16 protein-coding genes are annotated in these 21,009 nt (G+C 61.6%); 9 read left to right on the top strand and 7 right to left on the bottom strand.

Translation table 11 applies throughout. The annotated features are described in order from the left end of the window. Positions 1–71: 71 nt before the first annotated feature. Entirely contained in the window at positions 72–1,292 is a 1,221-nt protein-coding gene (locus HV770_RS26365) for an ABC transporter substrate-binding protein (protein ID WP_175164651.1), read from the bottom strand. A 565-nt stretch (positions 1,293–1,857) separates the two neighbouring features. Here HV770_RS26365 and HV770_RS26360 point away from each other — a divergent pair. From HV770_RS26360 to HV770_RS26340, 5 genes are all read left to right on the top strand, one after another. Then, entirely contained in the window at positions 1,858–2,202 is a 345-nt protein-coding gene (locus HV770_RS26360; RefSeq protein WP_175164520.1) for a DUF6351 family protein, read from the top strand. A gap of 236 nt (positions 2,203–2,438) precedes the next feature. Next, complete coding sequence (locus HV770_RS26355; protein WP_175164518.1) at positions 2,439–3,704, top strand: ABC transporter substrate-binding protein; 1,266 nt, start codon at positions 2,439–2,441, stop codon at positions 3,702–3,704. A 156-nt stretch (positions 3,705–3,860) separates the two neighbouring features. Next, positions 3,861–4,736: a branched-chain amino acid ABC transporter permease gene (locus HV770_RS26350; RefSeq protein ID WP_175164516.1), complete on the top strand. Its 876-nt coding sequence runs from the start codon at positions 3,861–3,863 to the stop codon at positions 4,734–4,736. A 40-nt stretch (positions 4,737–4,776) separates the two neighbouring features. Beyond that, positions 4,777–5,703, top strand: a complete 927-nt coding sequence (locus tag HV770_RS26345) for a branched-chain amino acid ABC transporter permease (protein WP_175164514.1) — start codon at positions 4,777–4,779, stop codon at positions 5,701–5,703. After that, the gene (locus HV770_RS26340) at positions 5,700–7,214 is read left to right on the top strand and encodes an ATP-binding cassette domain-containing protein (protein ID WP_175164512.1); all 1,515 of its coding nucleotides are present in this window, start codon (positions 5,700–5,702) and stop codon (positions 7,212–7,214) included. Before HV770_RS26345 ends, HV770_RS26340 begins: the two co-directional genes overlap by 4 nt. A gap of 208 nt (positions 7,215–7,422) precedes the next feature. On the opposite strand, the gene HV770_RS26335 is transcribed toward HV770_RS26340, so the two are convergent. Beyond that, complete coding sequence (locus tag HV770_RS26335) at positions 7,423–7,833, bottom strand: SDR family oxidoreductase (RefSeq protein WP_175164504.1); 411 nt, start codon at positions 7,831–7,833, stop codon at positions 7,423–7,425. A gap of 107 nt (positions 7,834–7,940) precedes the next feature. On the opposite strand from HV770_RS26335, the gene HV770_RS26330 reads away from it, so the two are divergent. The 3 genes from HV770_RS26330 to dctA all read left to right on the top strand — a co-directional run bounded on the left by HV770_RS26330 (position 7,941) and on the right by dctA (position 10,575). Then, positions 7,941–8,186 carry a hypothetical protein gene (locus HV770_RS26330; protein ID WP_175164426.1) on the top strand — a complete coding sequence of 82 codons (246 nt, stop codon included), beginning with the start codon at positions 7,941–7,943 and terminating at the stop codon, positions 8,184–8,186. Between the two features lie 161 nt (positions 8,187–8,347). Next, complete coding sequence (locus tag HV770_RS26325) at positions 8,348–9,277, top strand: LysR family transcriptional regulator (RefSeq protein WP_175164502.1); 930 nt, start codon at positions 8,348–8,350, stop codon at positions 9,275–9,277. Further along, positions 9,274–10,575 (top strand): C4-dicarboxylate transporter DctA, encoded by a 1,302-nt coding sequence (gene dctA / locus HV770_RS26320; protein WP_175164501.1) that lies wholly within the window; start codon positions 9,274–9,276, stop codon positions 10,573–10,575. The genes HV770_RS26325 and dctA overlap by 4 nt, the downstream gene beginning before the upstream one ends. A gap of 15 nt (positions 10,576–10,590) precedes the next feature. On the opposite strand, the gene HV770_RS26315 is transcribed toward dctA, so the two are convergent. The 5 genes from HV770_RS26315 to HV770_RS26295 form a co-directional block, all read right to left on the bottom strand. Further along, positions 10,591–11,373: a substrate-binding domain-containing protein gene (locus HV770_RS26315; RefSeq protein WP_175164499.1), complete on the bottom strand. Its 783-nt coding sequence runs from the start codon at positions 11,371–11,373 to the stop codon at positions 10,591–10,593. Positions 11,374–11,417: 44 nt separating this feature from the next. Further along, positions 11,418–12,716, bottom strand: coding sequence for an MFS transporter (tcuC, locus tag HV770_RS26310; RefSeq protein ID WP_175164497.1), 1,299 nt, complete (start codon positions 12,714–12,716; stop codon positions 11,418–11,420). A 139-nt stretch (positions 12,717–12,855) separates the two neighbouring features. Further along, the gene (locus HV770_RS26305; RefSeq protein ID WP_175164495.1) at positions 12,856–15,555 is read right to left on the bottom strand and encodes a CoA-binding protein; all 2,700 of its coding nucleotides are present in this window, start codon (positions 15,553–15,555) and stop codon (positions 12,856–12,858) included. 10 nt (positions 15,556–15,565) lie between these two features. Next, a complete protein-coding gene (locus tag HV770_RS26300; protein WP_175164492.1) occupies positions 15,566–16,864 on the bottom strand; it encodes an ATP citrate lyase citrate-binding domain-containing protein in 1,299 nt (432 codons plus the stop codon). Between the two features lie 1,053 nt (positions 16,865–17,917). After that, entirely contained in the window at positions 17,918–18,844 is a 927-nt protein-coding gene (locus tag HV770_RS26295; RefSeq protein WP_175164490.1) for a LysR family transcriptional regulator, read from the bottom strand. Between the two features lie 101 nt (positions 18,845–18,945). Between HV770_RS26295 and HV770_RS26290 the strand changes: the two genes are divergently transcribed. Beyond that, positions 18,946–20,466 carry a CoA-acylating methylmalonate-semialdehyde dehydrogenase gene (locus HV770_RS26290; RefSeq protein WP_175164488.1) on the top strand — a complete coding sequence of 507 codons (1,521 nt, stop codon included), beginning with the start codon at positions 18,946–18,948 and terminating at the stop codon, positions 20,464–20,466. Positions 20,467–21,009 lie beyond the last annotated feature (543 nt).

Genomic DNA, 21,009 nt, shown 5'->3' with positions numbered 1-21,009 from the left:
TTCCCGGTGAGACCACGACTGGATCGGCGGTGCCCCTTGCAGTACAACGCGTGCTGCAAGGGGCGTGCGCGTCACTTCTTCGCGCCGTGTTCCATTGCGTCCTGAGCGTACTGAACGGCGTCGTTCAGCGTTGCCTGAACATCCGGCTGCGTGCCCGTGAACACCTCCTCCAGCGCAATCCCAAGGTTGTCGCCGATGTCCGGCCACTGCGGGCTTGACCAGATCGTGACCTTCGTCACCGGGTTCGTATCGTTCAGGCCGGCGAGAATCTGCGGCTTGACGTGCTTCTGGAAGTAATCGCTCTTGATCGTGCTCGTGCGGTTGTAGTCGCTAAAGACGTTGTCGCGGAGGCGGGCCTGCTCCTGATCTTTGCCCGTCGCCCAGGCAATAAACTTTCCTGCCGCCTGACGCGTGCATTCGTCCTTGGCGCCGACAGAAGAAATCGCGAGGCCATGACCGTAGGCGGCCGACGGCAACGGTGCCGGCGGCCTGACGTATCCCACCTTGTCCGCCACGCTCGACTTGGTCGGATCTTCCATCCAGTCGGCGAACGGCGTCGACTCGATCATGAAGGCGACCTTGCCGGAGCGGAACGCTTCGAGCGCATTGCTCCAGTCGTACGTCGCCGAACCGGGAGGCGCGTATTTGAAGAGGTCCCGATACAGTTGCGTCGCCTTCACCGCGCCCGGCGAATTGAAGGCCGGCGCCTGGCTCCTGTCGGTCCAGGTGCCGCCCTCGGCGAGCATGAACGGCGCCCAGCGCCATACATTCATGCCGGAACCGCGTTGTCCGCGTGCGACCCAACCGTACATGTTTGGCGGCGCATTGAGGTTCTTGATGTCCGCAACGAGTTCATCAAGCGTTTTCGGCACCGGGAGATGCGCTTTCTCTAGAAGATCACGACGGTAGAACAGGAAGTCGCCCCCGCCGATCAGCGGAGCGAAATAGGCGACGCCCTTATAACTAGCCACGGCGCGCCGACCCGGCAGGAAGTCGTCGTAATCGGCGTCCTTCGGGTAGTACTTCAGCAGCGGTACGACCCAGCCCGCCGACGCAAACTCGGCGACGTTCGCCTCATCAACGTAATAGATCTGATAGGAACCTGCGCCTGTCGACGCGTCGAGTCGCGATTTCGAACGACGGTCGTTTTCACCAAAGTAGTTGATTTCGATCTTGGTGCCGCTGCGCTTTTCATAGTCGGGCAGCGACTTTTCCATGACTGTCAGGCCAAGGCTCTTCTGCGCAAGCACCTTGAGCACGGGAACATTGCAGGTTTGTGCCGTAGCCAGCATGGGAAAGCTTGCGCCGAGGAATGCGCAAGCTGTCAACAATCGAATTGGTTTCACGTTCGTCTCCGCTTTTTGAACTGTTCTTTGGCATCGCCATACGGGCGCTGCGATCTGAAAGCAGGGCAGACGTACGGTGATGAGAACTGTAGTGGTCGCGGCCAATGGCCAGCCACTGCAAAAGGCGGAAGCTGGTGATACTTTTTGCTCACGCTTTGGATGCGGCGCACAAAAATGTGTCAGTGCCCGAAGCGGCCCTGTATATGCGCAAGCCGAGGGGGAGCCGATCAGCAGGCGCTTCGATCGCTGTGGACACAGCCTTCGACAGGCTTGCACCACAAACCTGTCCGGCGAAAATGATGCTTAGGCATGCTGTGCAACGCGCTTGCCAGAATACCGGGTTCAGCCCTCGTCGCGCTGAGTGCGAGAACGAATCCGGACGCTTTTGCGCTGATTGTTGTGCAGCCGCGACGGCATGGAATACGTTCATCCAGTGGGTCCCGACGTACGAGACCGACGCCGGTGCCGGATCGCAACGCGACAAGGTGATTCGCGACAAGCGAACAATGCGGTGGACGGTTGCTGCAGCGATCCGTCGACTTGCATTGCGGAAACCCAAACCCTGTCGAACCAGCCGACCACGCAATGCAACACGCTGTTGCCATCGTGGACGTTTCCGCGTTATCAGGCGGGTGGGCCCGTCGCTGCCGACATCGCCAGGTGTCAGTTGAAGCCAGTCGATTCGAACGACTACAAGGTTCCTCTTTCGGCGGATCAGATGGCGCGCCTGCGGACGATCTTCCCGGCAGGCGTGTGCGACTGGAGCAAGCCGGGTGTGAACCAGACGAAGCTGGTGCCGATGCTCTCGTTCGGACCTTCGCCCGTCAACCTGGTCTTTGACGTCACCGGACAGTAGCGAGGAAAGAGCCACGCGCGGCAGGGTGCCCGCAGTCCCTGCATCCCGCCGCGCAAAAAAAGACCGTAATTCCTTTGTCCTTTGTTGCTTTGCACGATGAAATCCGCGCAATCCACGTAATCGTTATTACCGATGTAGTGCACAAAACCAGAGTGATACTGTTGTACACGCATCCTTCGAAGCTGCAATGTGCGGGGCAAATGTCGCTCAACGATCGTCGAGAATCGGAGAACACGATGTCCAGGAATAGAACGTGGCGGGAAATCTCCCGCGTCATCGCAACGGGTACGATGGCAGCGAGCCTGGGGTTCACGGCAAGCGCATATGCAGCGGGGGACCCCATCAAGATCGGGGTAATCAGCGAGGAGTCGGCGGTTGCAGGCGCCTCCATCAGCAAGTCCGCGCAACTTGCCGCGGACGAGATCAACGCCAACGGCGGCGTCAACGGCCGGCCTATCCAGATCATCGCGTATGACGATCATTCGTCGGCGTCCGACGGTGTTCGCGCGTTCCAGCGGGCTGCGAATCAAGACAAGGTAGTGGCCGTGATCGGCAGCTACATCAGTGAAGTGGCGCTCGCGATGGAGCCCTGGTCCGCCCGGCTAAAAATGCCGTTCATTACGCCGGGTGCGGCGAGTAACGACATTTCGAAGCATGTTCATGACGACTACGACCACTACAAGTACACCTTCCACGGCTGGATGACATCGGCTTTCATCGCGCAATCGATCTGCGATTTTTCGCACGATGTTCTGGTTGGCCAGTTCAAGATGAAAACGACCGTCGTGATGAGCGAAGACGCGGCGTGGACCAAACCGCTCGACGAGCGCTTCCTCGAATGTCTGCCCAAAGCAGGCTTGCAAGTGCTCGATCACATACGCTTCAATCCGGACACGTCCGATTTCACGCCGATCTTCAATCAGATCGAGGCAAAGCATCCCGATACGATCACGACGGGCATCAGCCATGTCGGCGTCCAGCCGACGGTGCAATGGCATGACCAGCAGGTGCCGATTCCGATGACGGGCCAGAGTTCGCAGGCCACCACCACGAGCTTCTGGAAGGACACGAACGGCGCGACAGACGGCGTGATCACGGCTTCCGCGGCAGCGCCGGGCGTTGCGATGACGCCGAAGACCGTGCCGTTCGTCGACGCGTATCAGAAGAAATTCGGTGTATCGCCGGCCTATTGCGGCTTCACGAGCTATGACCTCATCTACATTCTTGCGGATGCGATCAAACGCAACAAAGGCTCGACCGACCCAGACCAGATGGTCGATGCGCTCGAAAAGACGGACTATGTCGGTACGATCGGCCGCTGGCAGTTCTACGGCAAAAGCGATCAGTTCACGCATGCGCTGAAGTACGGGCCCGGCTATATCACGGGTATCAACCTGCAATGGCAGGGCGGCAAGCAGGTTGCGCTCTGGCCGAAATCAGTAGCGAACGGCACGGCCAGGTTCCCGGCTTTCGTCAAGGTGCAGCACGCCGCCGCGAACTAGACACACGCCGGGAAATGCCGGAAGTGCCCAGTGCCTGCCGTCGCGCGGATTCAACCGTGCCGGCGGCTGATACTGTCCGAAGCTGTCTGGGCCCGCATGGGCGTGCGTCCAGATAGCCCGTGCATCGATATCCACCATCGACATGAAGGGCGGGGCATGCTGCTACTGCAGATTCTTATCGACGGCTTTGCGATCAGTTCCCTCTACGCGTTGGGCGCCATCGGCTTCACGCTGATCTTCGGCGTGTCAGGCGTGCTCAATCTGGCGCACGGTGGCGTCATGCTGGTGGCGGCATTGATGGGCTGGATGCTCGCCGGCGAAGCCGGCCTCGGCACGTATCTCGGCACGCCGCTCGGCGTGCTCGCCGGATTGATTACGGCATACATCACGTATTTGATGGTGGTGCGCCCGATTCAGCGCTCGGCCGCGATTCCCCGCGAGGAGAAGGAAATCTTCGTGCTTACGGGCACGCTTCTGTGGGGCATCATGATCCAGCAAGGCATGGCCTGGCTCTTCTCCGACAATCCCGTGACCATGCGCCCTCTGATTACCGGCGTCGCAAGCATCGCGGGGGTGCGCGTCCCGTTCAACGAGATTATGATCGCGGTGCTCTGCTGGGTGGTGATCGGATTGCTGTGGCTGTTCGTGAACCGCACGCGCCTCGGCAAGGCGCTGCTCGCGGCGTCGATGAACCCGCGCGGTCTCACGCTGCTTGGCTTCGAACTGTCGCGCATCTATTTGCTCGCGTGGACGATTTACGGTGTGCTGGCGGGCATCGCCGGCGTGCTGCTCGCATCGTTTCTCGGCGTGAGCACCAACAACACCGGTCAGCTCACGGCGAGCGCATTTTCGATAGTCGTGCTCGGCGGACTCGGCAGCGTGTCCGGGTCGTTGATGGCCGCTTATGTGGTCGGGTATCTTGAGACCGTCACCGCCTATCTCGTCGCGCCGACGCTGCGGCCATTGCCGGCGTTGCTGCTGCTGGTGCTGGTCGTGTACGTTCGCCCGCAAGGTTTCCTTGGACGGCGTTAGCCCGGCACATCAACGCGGCGCATCAACGGAGCACATCGTCATGACCGTCCTTCTGCGTTCGCGAGCGATATGGGTTGCCATATTGCTCGCCATGGCCGCGACGACATTGCCCTGGTGGTTGTCCGGCTACATCCTCGGCGTGCTGACCGTCGCATATTATTTCGGCGTCTTTGCGATGTCATGGGACCTACTGTTCGGTTTTGCCGGCGAAGTGAATTTCGGTCCAACTTTTCTGATCGGACTGGGCGCCTATTCTGCCGCGATGATCGATGCCAGATGGGGCCCGCCAATACCCGTGTGCGTGATTGCAGGCGGGTTCGTCGCGCTCATCGGCGGGCTGCTGCTCGCGGTGCCGGCGCTGCGGCTGCGCGGGCCATACTTCGGTCTCGTCACCCTGGTTGCCGTGCTGCTGTTGCAGAACGCCATCGTGATCTTCGCGGGCGTGACGGGCGGCGAGATTGGCATGATGGTGCCGGACGTGATGTCTATCGATGCCCGGTATAACTACTGGATCGCGCTCGCCTTTCTGGTGGTGTGCGCAATCCTGTTGTTCGGCCTGTCGCGCTCGGCAATCGGCCTGATTTTGCAGGCGAGCGGCCAGGACACGATCGGCGCGCAGGCGCTCGGCTTCAATGTGACCAAACACAAGCTCGCGGCGTTCTGCATCAGCGCTGTCTTTTCGGGAGTGGCGGGCGCGATGCTGGTCTTCTATCAGGGCACGGCTTCCGTCAGTACCGTAGTGGATCTCGGCGTGGGGGTTCAGATCATCATCGCGGCGGTGCTCGGCGGACGCCGCACGATACTCGGCGCCGTGCTCGGATCCATTTTTCTCATCGTCGCCGGTGAGTTCCTGCGTCCGCTCGGCCAGATCAACACCTTCGTGGTCGCGGCCGTGGCGCTCGCCGTCATTCTGTTCTTCCCCGACGGCCTGCTCGGTAACCTGCTGCGCGTGGGGGAAAAAGAATGAACGACTCGCCTCTTCTCGCAGTGCGTGGGCTCACGAAGCGCTTTGGCGGACTCGTCGCCGTCAAGGATATTGGCTTCGATATCCGGCCCGGCGAAATTTTGGGGCTGATCGGCCCAAATGGGTCGGGGAAGTCGACGGTGATGAAGCTCATCATGGGCATCGAGCGGCCGAATGCGGGATCGGTGAAGGTAGACGGCGTCGAGACGGCCGGATGGGCGCCGCACCGGATTGCGCGCGCGGGGGTGGGCATCGTGTTCCAGCACTCGCGACCGCTGCACCGGCAGACGGTGCTGGAACATATCAAGCTTGCGCTGCTGCCCGATTCGCTAACGAAGCTCGCCGCCGATCCGCACGTGAACCAGCGTGCGCGCGTGATTGCGGAACGTGTCGGCCTGAGCGCCGTCATGCATCGACATCCGGCGACGCTGCCGTTTGCCGATCTGCGCCGCATGGAGATGGCCAAGGCGATCGCGCGCGATCCGCGAATCGTACTAATCGACGAGCCATTCGCGGGCCTGACTGCGGCGGAGTCGGCGGCATTTTCGGAACTCATCCGCGGCTTTCGCGAGGAGGGCCGCGCGGTGCTGCTCGTGGATCACAACGTGAAGAGCCTGGCGGCGTTAGTCGATCGCGTGCTCGCCATGTATCTCGGCGAGCATGTTGCGGAAGGCACCGCCGACGAGGTGATGCGAAACGAAACGGTGCGCCGCGTTTATCTTGGCGGCAAGCTCGAGGTGCGGGAACGCGCGCCCGCCAACGGGATCAGCAGGCCCGTTCTTCTAGAGCTGGAAGAGGTAGGCGTGCAGTACGATAAGGCGAGGGCGCTCGATGGAGTCAATCTACATGTGGGCGAGGGAGAATTCGTTTCGATCGTGGGACTCAACGGCGCAGGCAAGACGACGCTGTTCAACGCCATCTCCGGTCTCGTACCTTATCAAGGGGGAATCCGCTTCGGCGAACAGAATCTCAGGGGTCTGAGCGGCGCAGCGATCGCCCGCGCGGGCATCGTGCAGTGCCCGGAAACGCGCGAGCTTTTCAGCGATATGACGGTTCGCGAAAACCTCGACCTGGGTGGCTACCATCTCGCCGACAGCGTCCGCGCGGATCAGCTCGCGTGGCTGTTCGATCTCTTCCCGATACTGAAATCTCGCCAGAGCCAGGCCGCCAGAACGCTGTCTGGCGGCGAGCAGCAGATGCTCGCGATTGCCCGGGCACTGATGATGCAGCCGAAGCTGCTGATTCTGGACGAGCCGACACTCGGTCTTGCGCCCGTGATTCTGGAGCATTTGTCAAAGGCGCTGGAATCGATGCAGAAGTCCACGCCGATCACAGTGCTACTCGGCGAGCAGAACGTCACGTTCGCGTTACCGCACGCAGATCGTGTGTATGTGCTCGAACACGCGCGAATCATCTGGGAGGGCACGCCGTTGCGCTTCGAGCGCGAGATGGGGCGCGGCTTTCTGGAGGCGTTGCCGTCATGCCCGCCGCACTCAGTGCAGGCGCGCGCATAAGCGTCCGGGTGAATACCTCCGGGCTCGCAGTGTCGTGCGCGGACAGGAAGCTGCTGCATCCGCAATCGTAGAACTCTTAGGTTGAGCATTGAGTTTTGCGGTGCAGTTCATTTGCAGTAGCGTGCCGGACGTTAGTCGCGGCTGACGGACAAGGCGCGTGCGTTCATGCTGGCCAGACAGCGCGTCAAGGGCGCCGGCTGACGCCTGATTACGGGCGAAATCGGACTCCGCTCACATAGCCGCCGTCTATCGGCAAAGTCGCGCCGGTAATGAACGAAGCTGCCGGCGAAGCCAGAAACAAAGCGGCACCAACCAGATCGTCGACCTCGCCCCAACGTTTGAGCACGCTGCGCGCTGCAATCTTGTTGGCGCTTATGGGGATTTCCCGAAGTGCACGGGTCATCCCGGTCCGATGGTATCCCCGAGCAATCGCATTGACGCGCACTTTGGCCATACCGAAGGTAAGCGCAAGCGCGCGGGTCAGACCGAGTATGCCGGTCTTGCTCGCGCAGTATGCCGGCACCTCGGCATCGCCGATATAGCTGGGCATGGAGGCGATATTGATGATGGAGCCTTCCGAGCGTTCGAGGATGTTCCGGCATGCCATCGAAACGCGCATCGCCGCCGTAGCCAGGGAGAAACTGATCCCTCACTGAATCAGTTGCTCCGTTTGCTTCCGCGACCACCTGTCAGGTGCAGTCCAGGCTAATACACCTCGAGACGTCGATGAGGGAGAAACTCGCGATTCTTTGGCCGAAGGCACCGATGGTCGAAGCGATCGGCTACTCTCTGAACCGCTGGGAGCGTCAGATAGTACTTGAGCAGGTCACCCCGCGCGGCCGTATTGATGGGCACGGCGACAGCGCCAGGCTTACCGGCTGCAAAACACAGAAACAGCTGCTCGGTGCAGTTTTCGATCACCACGGCTGCATGCGAGCGCGACCAATGCCTCGGGCGGATCTGTCAAGTTGATGACGTGTTCGACTATCGCGTCTCGTCGAATTATCGTATCGGGTCGACCCCTTGATCCGACTTCGGTACCCCTCGCGAGCTAATCACCGGGTGTTCTCCTCGATGGGCGCTTTCACCCGCATCATGCAAAATAGCCGCATCGATAATGCGGAGGATGTCCCGTGGGTGTCAACTTCGACCTGAACGATCTGCAGGCGTTTCGAGCTGTCGTGGAGTTGGGGAGCTTCCGCAAAGCGGCCGAGGCCGTCAATATTTCGCAGCCAGCGCTAAGCCGGCGCATCGAGAAGCTCGAAGCGGCGCTCGGCGTGCGGCTCTTCGAGCGGACCACCCGCAGCGTGACGCTCACCACCATAGGTCGCGTATTCGCCCCAAGCGCGGAACAACTTCTCGACGATCTCGATGTTGCATTGCTCGGCATCCGCGACGTCTCCACCAGCCGCCTCGGTCACGTAACCATCGCATGCGTGCCGTCGGTCGCCTACTATTTCCTGCCGAGCGTCGTCGCCGCCTATCACAGCCGCTATCCGCGGATCCGGGTAAAGCTGCTGGACTCGAGCGCCAACGATGTGCTCGGCTCGGTCATCAGCGGTGAAGCCGATTTCGGCGTCAGCTTCATGGGCAGCCAGGAAACCGAGGTCGAGTTCAAGGTCCTGCTGCAGGAACGGTTCGTCGCCGCGTGCCGTCGCGATCATCCCCTTGCCCGGAAAAAGCAGGTGACCTGGAGCGAGCTTTATGAACATGAATATGTATCCGTGGACAAGACTTCCGGCAACCGCCTGCTGCTCGATCAGGCGTTGACCAACGTGGCGCCGGCAGCGCCGAGCGTCTGCGAGACACGCCATGTCACCACCATGCTCGGCCTGATCGAAGCGGGACTCGGTGTGGCAGCGGTGCCTTCGATGGCAATGCCCATGCGCGACCATCCGATTTTGACCAGCGTGCCGCTCGTCGATCCGGTCGTAACGAGGCGAGTCGGTATTGTCAGGCGCCGGGGGCGTCCGCTTGCGCCGGCCGCGCAGCAGTTTTATCAGACGATTCTCGACACGAAGCGCAGCGGCATGGTGCGCGCGGCGAAGAAGACCTCGACATGACACTGCCAAGGCCATTGCGGCTGCTCTACGTCCAGGTCCTGCTTGGAATGGGGCTCGGCATGACCGTCGGCCACTTCTGGCCACAGCTCGGCGCGTCGCTGAAACCGCTCAGCGATGCGTTCGTCGCGCTGGTTCGCATGATGATCACGCCAATCGTCTTCTGCACGATCGTCATCGGCATCACGTCGCTTGCGAGCGGTTCGAAGATCGGCCGGACCATCCTGAAGGCGCTCGCGTTGTTCTACGTTCTCACCATTGTTGCGCTCGTTCTGGGCCTCGCGACCGCGTTTGCGCTGCATCCGGGTGCGGGACTGCACATCGACCCGCATCATCTGGACACGGCCGTCCTGGCGCAGTATTCGACGCGCACGCAGTCGCACGGGCTCACCGAGTTCGCACTGCATCTGATTCCGGAGACGCTCGTCGGCGCCTTCGACAAAGGCGAGGTTCTGCCGGTCCTGCTGCTTGCCCTTCTGTTCGGCTTCGCATTGAACGCCAGCGGAAACGCCGGACGGCGAGTGCAGGAATTCATCGATAGCGTCGCACACGTGCTGTTCCGCATCCTCGCGCTGATCATGCGGCTTGCCCCCGTGGGGGCATTTGGCGCGATGGCGTTCACGGTGGGCCGTTTCGGCATCCATTCTATTGGCTCGCTCGGCATGCTGATGTTGTCGTTCTATGCGGCGTGCCTGCTGTTCGTCGTCTGCGTGCTCGGCCTCCTCGCACGCCTGCATCGCTTCTCCCTGTGGCGTTTGCTGCGCTACATTCGCGAGGAACTCGTCATCGTGCTCGCGACGTCGTCGACCGAACCGGTGCTGCCGCGCCTCATCGTCAAGCTCGAAGCGCTTGGCTGCGACAAAGGCATCGTGGGTCTCGTGCTGCCTGCCGGCTATTCCTTCAATCTCGACGGTACGGCGATCTATCTGACGCTCGCCTCCATGTTCATCGCGCAAGCGTGCGATGTACACCTTTCGGGCGGCCAGATCGCCACGATGCTCGCGGTCATGCTGCTCACCTCGAAGGGCGCGGCGGGCGTGTCGGGCAGCGGACTGGTTGCGCTCGTCGCGACGCTCGCCGTCATTCCCGATCTGCCGGTTGCAGGCGTCGCGCTACTGGTCGGCATCGATCGCTTTATGTCCGAGGCGCGTGCCCTCACGAGCGTAATCAGCAACGCCTGCGCGGTGATCTTCGTATCGATGTGGGAGCACGCCTGCGACCGCACGCGTCTGAAGGATGCATTGAGCCTGTCGCATGAGCCCGAAGAAGCTTTCGATCAGCCCGCCGACCTGCCGGGCTGAATCGTTGCCGTCGTCTCAATGCGTGGCGACGGAATCGAGCCCGGTCGATGTCACCTCCGGCTGCACGGCGGGCGACGCGAGATAGTCGAGCAGCGCTTTTGCTTCCTTCGGATGCTGCGCGCCGACCGGGATGCCGGCTGCAAAGCGCGTGACGGACTGCATCGACTCCGGAATCTTGCCGACGTAAGCCGCGCCCTTCACCGGGAGCAACTCACTCACCTGCTGAAATCCCACTTCATAGTCGCCGGTTGCAACCACTGACGCCACCGGGATCTTCGGGATCATCTTCGCCTTGGTCTTCACCTGGTCCTCGATGCCGAGCCGCTTGAACAACTCGCGCTCGATATAGACGCCGCTCGCGCTATCCGAGTAGGCGATCGACCGGGCATGCAGCAAGGTTTCCTTGAGCGCCGCCTCAGATCCGATGTCGGGCTTCGGCACGCCATCGCGCACGACCATCCCGATGCGCGAATCCGCGAGCTCGACGCGCGAATCGGGGATTACCTTGCCCTGCTTGATGAGGTCGTCGAGTGCATAGCCGACCATGATCACCACGTCGGCAGGCTCGCCGCGCTGAAGCCGGTTCGGAATGGCCTCCGGCGACTTGCCCATCGACGGTCCGAGCGCGGTATCGAGCGTGTTGCCCGTGGACGCCGCGAATTTCGGGCCGAGCAGCTTGTAGGCGGCGGTGAAGCCGCCAGAGCTCATCACGTGCAGATCGGCGGCCTGCACATTCGCCGCAGCGGCGGCGCTGCCGAGGAGCGCCGCAGTGCAGATTTTCAGAAGGATGGATTTCATGGTTGAAAGAACGTCACGCTAAGTTCGAGGAGCGAAGCGATGCTTCAGGAAGCCGCATGCAGCGGAACGGAACGGCGCCGATACAGTGCGAGCGTGGCACCGAGCCCGCACACCGCGGCGAAGCTCATCCAGTAGCCCGGCGCGGCTTTGTCGCCCGTCACGTGAATGAGGGCGGTCGAGATAACGGGTGTGAAACCGCCAAAGACCGCCGTTGCGAGGCTGTAGGCCAGCGAGAATCCAGCGACGCGCACTTCGACCGGCATCACTTCGGTGAGCGCGACAATCATCGCGCCGTTGTACATCCCGTACATGAACGAAAGCCAGAGCAGCACAAGCAGCATGTTGACGAAGCTCGGCGCGTGAGCCAGCAGCGATAGCGCGGGATAGGCGGTCGCAATTGCGAGGATCGTCATTCCGAGAAGGAGTGGACGGCGTCCGATCCGGTCCGACAGGGCGCCACCAATCGGCAGCCAGATGAAGTTGGAGATCCCCACGCACAGCGTGACGAGCAGGCTATCGGCGGTGCTCAGATGCAGGACCGTCTTGCCAAACGTCGGCGCATACACCGTGATCAGATAGAAGCTCGTCGTGGTCATTGCGACCAGCAGCACGCCCGCGATCACGACATTCCAGTTCTGCACGAGCGTCGTAAAGACTTCTTTCATGCTCGGGCGATGCTGGCGCTGTTTGAAGTCCTGCGTTTCCTCGAGATTGCGCCGCAAGATGAAGATGAACGGCACGATCATGCAGCCGACGAAGAACGGCACGCGCCATCCCCACGCGGCGATCGCCGCCGTGTCGAGCCAATGATTCAGCGCGAAGCCGAGCGCGGCAGCGATGACGATCGCCACTTGCTGGCTCGCCGACTGCCAGCTCGTGAAGAAACCCTTGCGGCCCGGCGTCGCCATCTCGGCGAGATAAACCGATACGCCGCCCAGTTCCGCACCCGCGGAGAAACCCTGCAGCAGACGGCCAATGAGAACCAGCGCCGGGGCGAATAGTCCGATCGTCGCATAGCCGGGCACGAACGCGATCAGGATGGTGCCGCTCGCCATGATCGACAGCGTGACAATCAGGCCCTTGCGGCGACCGACATCGTCGATATACGCGCCGAGGATGATTGCGCCGAGCGGCCGCATCAGGAAGCCCGCGCCGAACACTGCGAACGTCATCATCAGTGAAGCGAACTCGCTCCCCGCCGGGAAAAAGACCGCGCCAATCTTCGTGGCATAGAAGCCGAACAGGAAGAAGTCGAACTGCTCCAGGAAGTTGCCTGCCGTCACGCGTAGCACGGCGGATGCCTTCGATTGCCCGGGGGCCAGCGGGGGTGAGGAGGGATGCATTGAGGTGTCTCCAGAAATTTTGAACTTGCAGTGTTCGGGCGATTTGTTGTTTGTCGAATATTCGCCCGAAGCACACGAAACGATAAGTGCTATTTTCGAAACGATTGATGTCCGCTGGTTATCAGCGTGGGCGAAGCGCTCAAGCTACGAAGCGGCACTGGGACGCGGGCGTTCGGGTGTCCATGTTGCGCCCCCGGTTCAGGTGATCGTCGATTTCCGCCGCGCATCCGAGCATGCGGGGATAAAGGAAGATCGTGAATGCGGCGGTTTCCAGATCGGTCTCAGTCAATTCACCACGTTGCAGCGGCTGCCACAGCATCTTCAGCAGCAGCGCCGCGATCACGGCATCGACGTTTACGCAGTACACGTTGCGGGAGACGCCGGCATCAAACAACGCCTGCGCCATTTCGCGATAGAAAGCATGGAACACGTTATATTCCCCACGCTTCTCGCACAGTTCCGCGATGAACACTTCGCGTGGATCGTAGTTGACCGGCCTGTCCTTGAAGACGGGATGGTTCACGCCCGGCAGCTTCGCGATATCGAGGCTGCCGGCATGCTTCTGTCGTGCCTTGTACTGCGCATAGCGCTCGACCGAGCGCTCGGCCAGCGAGCGCAGGTCTACGCCGTGCGCGGGGTCGGACGGATCGGCAAGCCCGCTGTCCCTGAACGCTTCGATCAGGAAAGCGATGCCTTCATAGCCATTGCCGCCGTGCGTATAGCCTGTATGGGTGAGAAAGCCGACCAGCGCCTTGTTCAGTTGCACGCGCTCGGGGCTTTCCGGGCCGTCAGCGGATACCGCGCCCTTTGCTCCCTGCGCCGAGATGGCTCCCGGACCGTTGGTGAGCAGCAGTCCGACGAGCGTCTTGAAGGCGAACAGATCGTTGGGCTCCGGCGCGAGGTTGAGCAACGCGGCGAAACAGATTTCTGTCAGGCTGCGTTCGTTCAGCAGCGCTTGCGTCGTAAAGCCGCAAAAGCCGTCGGGACGGTGTCGCGAGGCGTCCGCCGATGCACCGATCAGCGTCCCGAACAACATGGTCCACCAGGGCAGGCTTTCGGCCGTGACGCGCGAGATGCGCTTGCGCATCAGCGGTCCCCACGCGAGCGTCATGGAGATCGCGGCCAGAACAGCGTCTGCTGTCGGGTGAGCGGGCTGAGACGTGAGCCAGCGCACGAGGACCGATCTGACTCGGCGCTCGGCGAGTCCCGCGAGCATCCCTTCGGCGCGCAAATCGCGTGTGTCGGCAAAGAGCGGCTCGCAGCCGCTGAGGTCGATCAGGGCAATGTCGAAGTTCTCGTCGAGCGCACTCGTAAGGCCGGCTGCCGAGAAGCGTTCGATCATCCATTTCGCGGCATCCCGCGCCGCCCGCTGACGATTCGGCCCGATGATCGAGGCCGCGGCGGCCAGGATGGCGTTGGGTGCATTGCCGGCCTCGCGTGCGGCTTGCGCTGCCGCGAGTTCCGGCGTTCCGTGCAGATTGACGCACGCAGCGATCGCGACATCGATGAGCTTCTCGTCGTTTTCTCCGCCGAACTCGTGAAGCAGGGCAAGGCTGACGTTCGCTTCGAGCGAATGCGTCGCCGCGTCGAGCATCGAGGCGCCATACAGGCTGCTCACTTGCGTTTTCGCATCCATCTGCGATGCTCCCGACGCATCCTTTAACGCCTGACGTGGCGCAACTGCACCGACTTGCCGATTGAGCTGCAGGACTTGCTCGTCGTAAGGCGCGACTGCTCCCACTACAGGGATGGCAAGGTCGGACGGAAGCTGAATTCCCTGGTCGGAGCCGAACCACGGCTTGAGCGCAAGGCTGCCTTCGGGTTCGAAGTCAGGCATCGTCGCGTTGGCGCGCATGATGGCGGTCAGCGCCGCCGGGATATGCGCGATGTTCGTGACGACCGCGCCCTTGGCGGAGCAGCACGGATCGTCAGGCGTGAAGAGGCAGTCCACGCCAAACTTTTCCATGAACCAGCGCTCCTTGGCTTGCGCGTCGTCGGAGCCGCCGGCCATCGCGCCCGCATGGCCTACCGCACGCGTGAGGCGGCTCTTCCACCGGCCCACCACACAGGCGACCACCGGTTTCGTGAAGACCGCATCGGCCTCATAGTAGCCACCCGGTTCGCAATAGAGCACAGCGGCCTTGCTTCGAGCATCGTTGGCAAGTGCGAATGCAAATTCCGGCGCGGCATAGTGAATGTAGACGTCCTTGCCGCTCGAGATGACGGTCGACGTGCCCCAGCCGCTCATGCGCAAGTATTGCGCGATCGTCGTACTGAAGCCGCCGGAGTTCGAGAAGATGGCGATCGATCCCTTGCGCAATGAATCGTCCGGACTATCGCCGCCGAGTGCTCCGCCAATTCTCACGCGATTCCACGAGTCAGCGACGCCGAGCCCGTTCGCACCAAAGATGTCGATGCCCGCTTGCTGACCCATCGCGCGAATTTCGCGGGCGTCGTGTACGGCGATCTTTTCGGTGATGATGAAAATCTTTTTCAGATCGGGATTGACGCGAATCAGTTCGGCGACGCCGTCGCGAGCCGCCGATGGCGGCAGATAGACCACGCCGCAGTTGAACCGATGCCCCGCTTCCAGACCCTCGCGGACGTTGTTGTAGACCGGGATATCTCCGATCGATGTGGTGAGCACTTGCCCGCCTTTGCCCGGCGCCGTGCCGAAGACAATATTCCCGCCTGAGAACGCATGACTGACGGGCGTCACGTCCGAGGACTCACCGCCCAGGATATTGAGCACGCACACGCGATCGTCACGCGTGGCGATCTGCGCCAGCGAGTTGACGCCGACGAAATACTTGAACTGGCTGCTGTTTTGCTTATACATGTTGCTCTCCTCAGGCTTGAGCCGTTTCGGTTTCCGTCGCGGGTACGCCGATCCGTGCTGCGATCTCGGCCCGGCCACCGGCGCGCATCCAGGCATCCGCCTCGCGCGCGTACTGGATGACCTCGCTGATGTCAGAGTCGAATCCGAAGAGCCGATAGGGCAGACCGAGCGACTCGCATGTGTCTCTCAGCGCGGCCATCCCACGCACGAGGTTCGGGCCTCCCCGGCCCAGCACCACGTAAAGCGGCGTCGGCCCATACTCGCTGAAGTGTTCGCGAAGAGCGTCGGCCATCGCTCGCAGCGTCTCGAAGATGTCGGTGTTGTTCGACTTGCCGCCGATGATGAAGAGCACATTCGACTGCTTGAGCCAGTGTTTGAAGCAGATACGGGCCACTTCCTTCATCTTCGCGTACGGCGGATTGCCGCCGAAATCCGACGAAATGATCGCGGCGTCGCCGAGCATTTCCGTCACGAGCGAGTTGGCGCCGCCGCCGAACGTCGGCGCGAGAATCGTGCCTTCCTCGTTGATCACATACACGTCGCTCTGGCCCTGGTGTGTGCGCAACTGATTGATCTCCTGCTCGAAGTCGGAGTAGTCCGCGGCGAACAGGTGTTGCGGCAGCCCGAGGCGCGTCCATCGCGGATCGTCGCGATCGAAGCCGCACTTGAAGTCGCAGGCGACGGCTGTGAGTCGTCCGTTCTTGTCCTCGCGCATGCGGATCGGATTCAACTCCAGTGTCGTCATGCCGAAATCGTGAAAGAGCTCCCAGAGCTTCGGCAACTGCTGCACGAGCGGCGAGATGATCTCCTTCGGGGCACCGATCTCGCTCAGCGCGTTGGCCACGACGAACGCCTTCAGGCCCGTCAACGCGTCAAAGGGCACCATCGCCACGTGCCTCGGGTCGACCTCTTCGATATCCATGCCGCCCTTATGCGAGAGCGTCATGGTCGGCGCACGAAAACGCGTGGAGTCGGTGATCGAGAAATAGACCTCATGCTGGGCCGGAACGCCGGCTTCGAACGTCACGCCATTCGACTTTGCTTTCAGATGGCCGACCGAATGCTCGGCGAAGTACAACCGCTCTTTTTCGATCAACGCCGTCTTGAGATCGGTCGCGCGGCCGAGTAAACCCGCCTTGCCCTTCTTTCCGACTCCGCCTTTGAAGACGGGTTTGATGAAGATCTGGCGATGACGATCGATCATAGTCTTGATCTCCTCCTCGCTGGCGCTCGGGCCGAGGATCTCACTCGCCGGGAATCCGACGAATTGCAACAGACGCGCGCCGTGCAACATACCGGTGATTTGCATGAAGTTGTCTCCTGAAGGGCATAGCGATATAAAAGAAACGGGTGTTCGGATGGGTCGATAGGCGAATGCGCCAGGCGTGACAAGCGTGGTGACGCCGATGGCGTTCGGCGCGCGTGGCTGATGTGTGTTGAGTTGTCCGGTGCTCGAACCGGCTGGGGCTTGAGACTACCCGGCCAAAGGGGCGATCGTTAGCCGCTCCAGGTGCGCCTGGCGTTGTACATAGCCTTGTCTCCGATGCGTTTTACTTTCGTTCTAATCTGGCTGGAATCCTGAGTACACATACTCACGCAAATGGAGTTACGCGATAAGTGCATTTTTTAGAAGTATTGATGTTTCGATGTTATCAATGCATCTGGATGAAACGTGGCATCACCGCCGCGTTGCTCTGCGCTGCGTGGCCGGGCAGACGGGTCCAAATAGCGGACGTCGCGACGGGAAGGGACGTCACGGGGCATGGATCGCTGTTCGACGTAATACGCGGCGGCGGTCGGAGAGCTTTCAACACTGACGTCAAAACCAACGCCACTGCGGTCATTGACACTGGAAAATTCGCGGGCACGAATCCCGGTCAGATCTATTGTTTATCGAAGAAGCCAGATGGACTGTTACGCTTCTTCGATAAACAATTAATGCAGTTCCCAGATACGCGGTTTCGCAAAGTCGTGAGCGAGTAGCATCGGGGCAACCCTGAATACAAGCGGTCCAGTCGGCGCCGTAGGAAGGCGAAACGCTCTTTGCTCATTCCTGCGGAAGTTGACGAGGATCGAGACTTCATCATGGCACCGTTAATCCCGATTCGTGGCCTCCGCTTCCTTTTCGGGGCGAGCAGCGCTACCGGCACCGGGCGTTCACGGCGCCGTTCGGTTTTGGTACTTTGGCGCTTTATGTTTGGTGCCAGAGGTTGTTGTGCGCGGGTAGCCGGCCGCAGACTTCCTGAAGCGTCTGCCGGTTCTTCACGCTCGGCTTGTCACGACCGGGCGCGGATTCCAGTCGTCGTGAAATCTTTCGCCGACTTCGGCGTAATGCTGATAAATGGTTGCCTGTCCAGGGCAACTAAAACCCTCCGGATAATCGCTCGCGTAGATACTTCACCAGTGCGCGCACCGCGCTCGGCACGATCGGGCTGTATGGCCGGATCGCGAAGATATGATCGCCGAATGCGCCCGACGGATGCCACGCGCCGAGCAGCGGCACGAGGTTGCCGGCGTCGATGTCGCGCTGCGCGCTGAAATCGGGCAGCAGCGCGATCCCGAGCCCGCCGAGCGCAGCTTCCCGCATCGCCTCGCTGTTGTTCGCCGCGAAGCAGCCGCGCACCGGCACGCTGACCCGGCTTTTCCGCCGGTCGCGCGGCTCGAAGCTCCATGCTGTCGGCTCGTTGCCGCGTAGATAGCACAGACAGTCGTGATTGACGAGCGCGTTCGGATGTTCGGGCGTACCGCGCCGCGCCAGATACTCCCGGCTCGCGACGAGCAGCGAGCGTGTCTCGCACAACGTCCAGGCCACATGTGTCTGCGGCGCGGTCGTTGTATGACGAATCGCGACGTCGAAGCCCTCCTGGGACAGCGAAAACAGCCGGTCCGACAGCTCCAGCTCGATCCGCACCCCGGGATATCGCTCGATGAACGCCGGCAGCAATGGCACGATCTGCTGCCTGCCGAGCGCAACGGGCGCCGTGACGCGCACGAGGCCACGCGGCTCGCCAGCCAGATCCTTCACGCGCGCGAAATTCACCTCGATCGTCTCATAGGCCTCGCGCGTACTGTCGACGAGCGTCTGCCCTGCCTCCGTGAGCCGCACGCTGCGCGTCGTCCGACGCACGAGCGGCACGCCGGCGGCCTCCTCGAGATCGGCGATGCGCTGGCTCATCGCAGCCTTGCTGATTCCCAGCCGCTGTGCGGCGGCCGTGAAACTCGCGGTCGTGGCGAGCACAGTCAGCGAATGGATGTGCGGCCAAAGCGCTTGGACATTTTGTGGATTCATTCGGTCATTATTCAGTATTCTGAACAGTGAATCAATCATACCGGTCTTCTCCTGCCTGCGTCGTTTCCCTAGACTGGGGCCTTCCCTATCAGGAGACGACAATGAATCCAGTACCCGCCTTCACTTCGACCGACGACGTCGGCCATTACATCAACGGCGAACGACTGCCTGGCCGCAGCGGACGCTTCCAGGACGTGCTCAATCCCGCGGCCGGCCAGGCGGCGCGGCGCGTCGCGCTCGCCGGCGAAGACGAAGTGCAGCAGGCGGTTGCCGCAGCGCAAGCCGCCTTTCCTGCCTGGTCAAACACGCCGCCGATCCGGCGCGCGCGCGTGATGCATCGTTTCCTGCAACTGATGAACGAGTATCGCGATACGCTTGCGGCGATCATCACCGCCGAGCATGGCAAGGTGTTCTCCGACGCGCAAGGCGAAGTCGCGCGCGGCATCGATATCGTCGAGTTCGCGTGCGGGATTCCGCAACTGCTCAAGGGCGACTACACCGATCAGGTCAGCACTGGAATGGACAACTGGACGATGCGTCAGCCGCTTGGCGTGGTGGCCGGCATCACGCCGTTCAACTTCCCGTGCATGGTGCCGTGCTGGATGTTCCCGGTCGCAATCGCGGCAGGCAATACGTTCGTGCTGAAGCCGAGCGAGCGCGATCCGTCGGCCGCGCTGTTCATCGCGGATCTACTGACCCAGGCTGGCTTGCCCGCCGGCGTGTTCAACGTTGTTCAGGGCGGCAAGCCGGCGGTCGACGCACTGCTCGATCATCCGGACGTGCAGGCCGTCAGCTTCGTTGGTTCGACGCCGATCGCCGCTTACGTGCAGCAGCGCGGCGTGCAGCACGGCAAGCGCGTTCAGGCGCTCGGTGGCGCGAAGAATCACCTCGTCGTCATGCCCGATGCCAGTCTCGATCAAGCGGTCGATGCGCTGATCGGCGCCGCCTATGGTTCAGCCGGCGAGCGCTGCATGGCGATCAGCGTGGCGGTGCTGGTCGGCGACGTCGCAGATCGCATCGTGCCCGCACTGGCTGAGCGTGCGCGAAACCTCGTAATCGGCGACGGCATGTCGCCCGAAGTCGAAATGGGGCCGATCGTCACCGGCGAAGCACTGCAGCGCATCGAGGGTTACATCGAGCAGGGCGTGAAGGAAGGCGCGCAACTGGTCGTCGACGGACGCGGCATTCGCGTGCCGGGCCGCGAGAAGGGTTTCTTTACCGGCGGCACACTATTCGATCACGTGACGCCCGACATGCGTATCTACAAGGAAGAAATCTTCGGACCGGTGCTGGCCTGCGTTCGTGTGAAGGATTTTGGTGAGGCGGTGAGCCTTATCAACGCGCATGAGTTCGGAAACGGCGTGTCCTGCTACACCAGCGACGGCGGCATCGCTCGCGAATTCGCGCGGCGAATTCAGGTCGGCATGGTTGGCATTAACGTGCCGATTCCGGTGCCGATGGCATGGCACGGCTTCGGCGGCTGGAAGAAGAGCCTGTTTGGCGATATGCATGCGTACGGCGAGGAAGGTGTGCGGTTCTATACGCGGCAGAAGTCGATAATGCAGCGCTGGTCGTCGAGCATCGGCAAGGGCGCAGAATTCGCGATGCCGACCGCCAAATAAGCAAGGTGATGTCCTGATGCATAGAACGTCGTTGCAGATACTCGCCGTGCAGCGACGACCGGGCTCACCGACCTCGAACTGAGCGAACCGGGATTGGCAGCGCTACAGTCTGCCAATCCCCAAATGAATTGGCCTGGGCAGGGCTGCTCTCTTCGGTTGACGAGATCGCTTGCTTCTGCAAGGTGGACGGAAGGATAGGGTTTCGGTCTCTGCCGGCCATTCCCGGCGACGGTTGAACTATGGCTCCCATTCGAAGAGGCTGGTTCTACCGATTACTCGGGGTCCGCATCGATTCGTATCGGTCGCATATCGTTCGGGCAAACGACCCTGGTCGCCATTGACGCGACCACCGCTCATGGTAGTTCGTGATCCGTGCGGTGCCCGAAAACGGCCTGCGCCAAACGCTTTCGAATGGCTGCTCCGGGGATCTCTGACCAGAGTGCGCTTCCACACATTTCGTGCTTTTATCGAAAGTCGGCGGCATGCGTGGACAGACCGTACTCCCGGCCGCAGGTATGCGACTTATGCATTCTCACGTTGTCA

Origin of the sequence: Paraburkholderia fynbosensis (assembly GCF_902859935.1) — a bacterium.
Taxonomy (GTDB): domain Bacteria; phylum Pseudomonadota; class Gammaproteobacteria; order Burkholderiales; family Burkholderiaceae; genus Paraburkholderia; species Paraburkholderia fynbosensis.
Note: the sequence above shows the minus strand (reverse complement) of the source record. Positions and strands in the feature narration are given on the sequence as shown.

Bases quoted from the DNA above. Each gene is read 5' to 3' on its own strand.
- HV770_RS26365 (WP_175164651.1), bottom strand. From the start codon at position 1,292: ATGCTGGCTACGGCACAAACCTGCAATGTTCCCGTGCTCAAGGTGCTT.
- HV770_RS26355 (WP_175164518.1), top strand. From the start codon at position 2,439: ATGTCCAGGAATAGAACGTGGCGGGAAATCTCCCGCGTCATCGCAACG.
- HV770_RS26350 (WP_175164516.1), top strand. From the start codon at position 3,861: ATGCTGCTACTGCAGATTCTTATCGACGGCTTTGCGATCAGTTCCCTC.
- HV770_RS26345 (WP_175164514.1), top strand. From the start codon at position 4,777: ATGACCGTCCTTCTGCGTTCGCGAGCGATATGGGTTGCCATATTGCTC.
- HV770_RS26340 (WP_175164512.1), top strand. From the start codon at position 5,700: ATGAACGACTCGCCTCTTCTCGCAGTGCGTGGGCTCACGAAGCGCTTT.
- HV770_RS26335 (WP_175164504.1), bottom strand. From the start codon at position 7,833: ATGCGCGTTTCGATGGCATGCCGGAACATCCTCGAACGCTCGGAAGGC.
- HV770_RS26330 (WP_175164426.1), top strand. From the start codon at position 7,941: ATGAGGGAGAAACTCGCGATTCTTTGGCCGAAGGCACCGATGGTCGAA.
- dctA (WP_175164501.1), top strand. From the start codon at position 9,274: ATGACACTGCCAAGGCCATTGCGGCTGCTCTACGTCCAGGTCCTGCTT.
- HV770_RS26315 (WP_175164499.1), bottom strand. From the start codon at position 11,373: ATGAAATCCATCCTTCTGAAAATCTGCACTGCGGCGCTCCTCGGCAGC.
- tcuC (WP_175164497.1), bottom strand. From the start codon at position 12,716: ATGCATCCCTCCTCACCCCCGCTGGCCCCCGGGCAATCGAAGGCATCC.
- HV770_RS26305 (WP_175164495.1), bottom strand. From the start codon at position 15,555: ATGTATAAGCAAAACAGCAGCCAGTTCAAGTATTTCGTCGGCGTCAAC.
- HV770_RS26300 (WP_175164492.1), bottom strand. From the start codon at position 16,864: ATGCAAATCACCGGTATGTTGCACGGCGCGCGTCTGTTGCAATTCGTC.
- HV770_RS26295 (WP_175164490.1), bottom strand. From the start codon at position 18,844: ATGAATCCACAAAATGTCCAAGCGCTTTGGCCGCACATCCATTCGCTG.
- HV770_RS26290 (WP_175164488.1), top strand. From the start codon at position 18,946: ATGAATCCAGTACCCGCCTTCACTTCGACCGACGACGTCGGCCATTAC.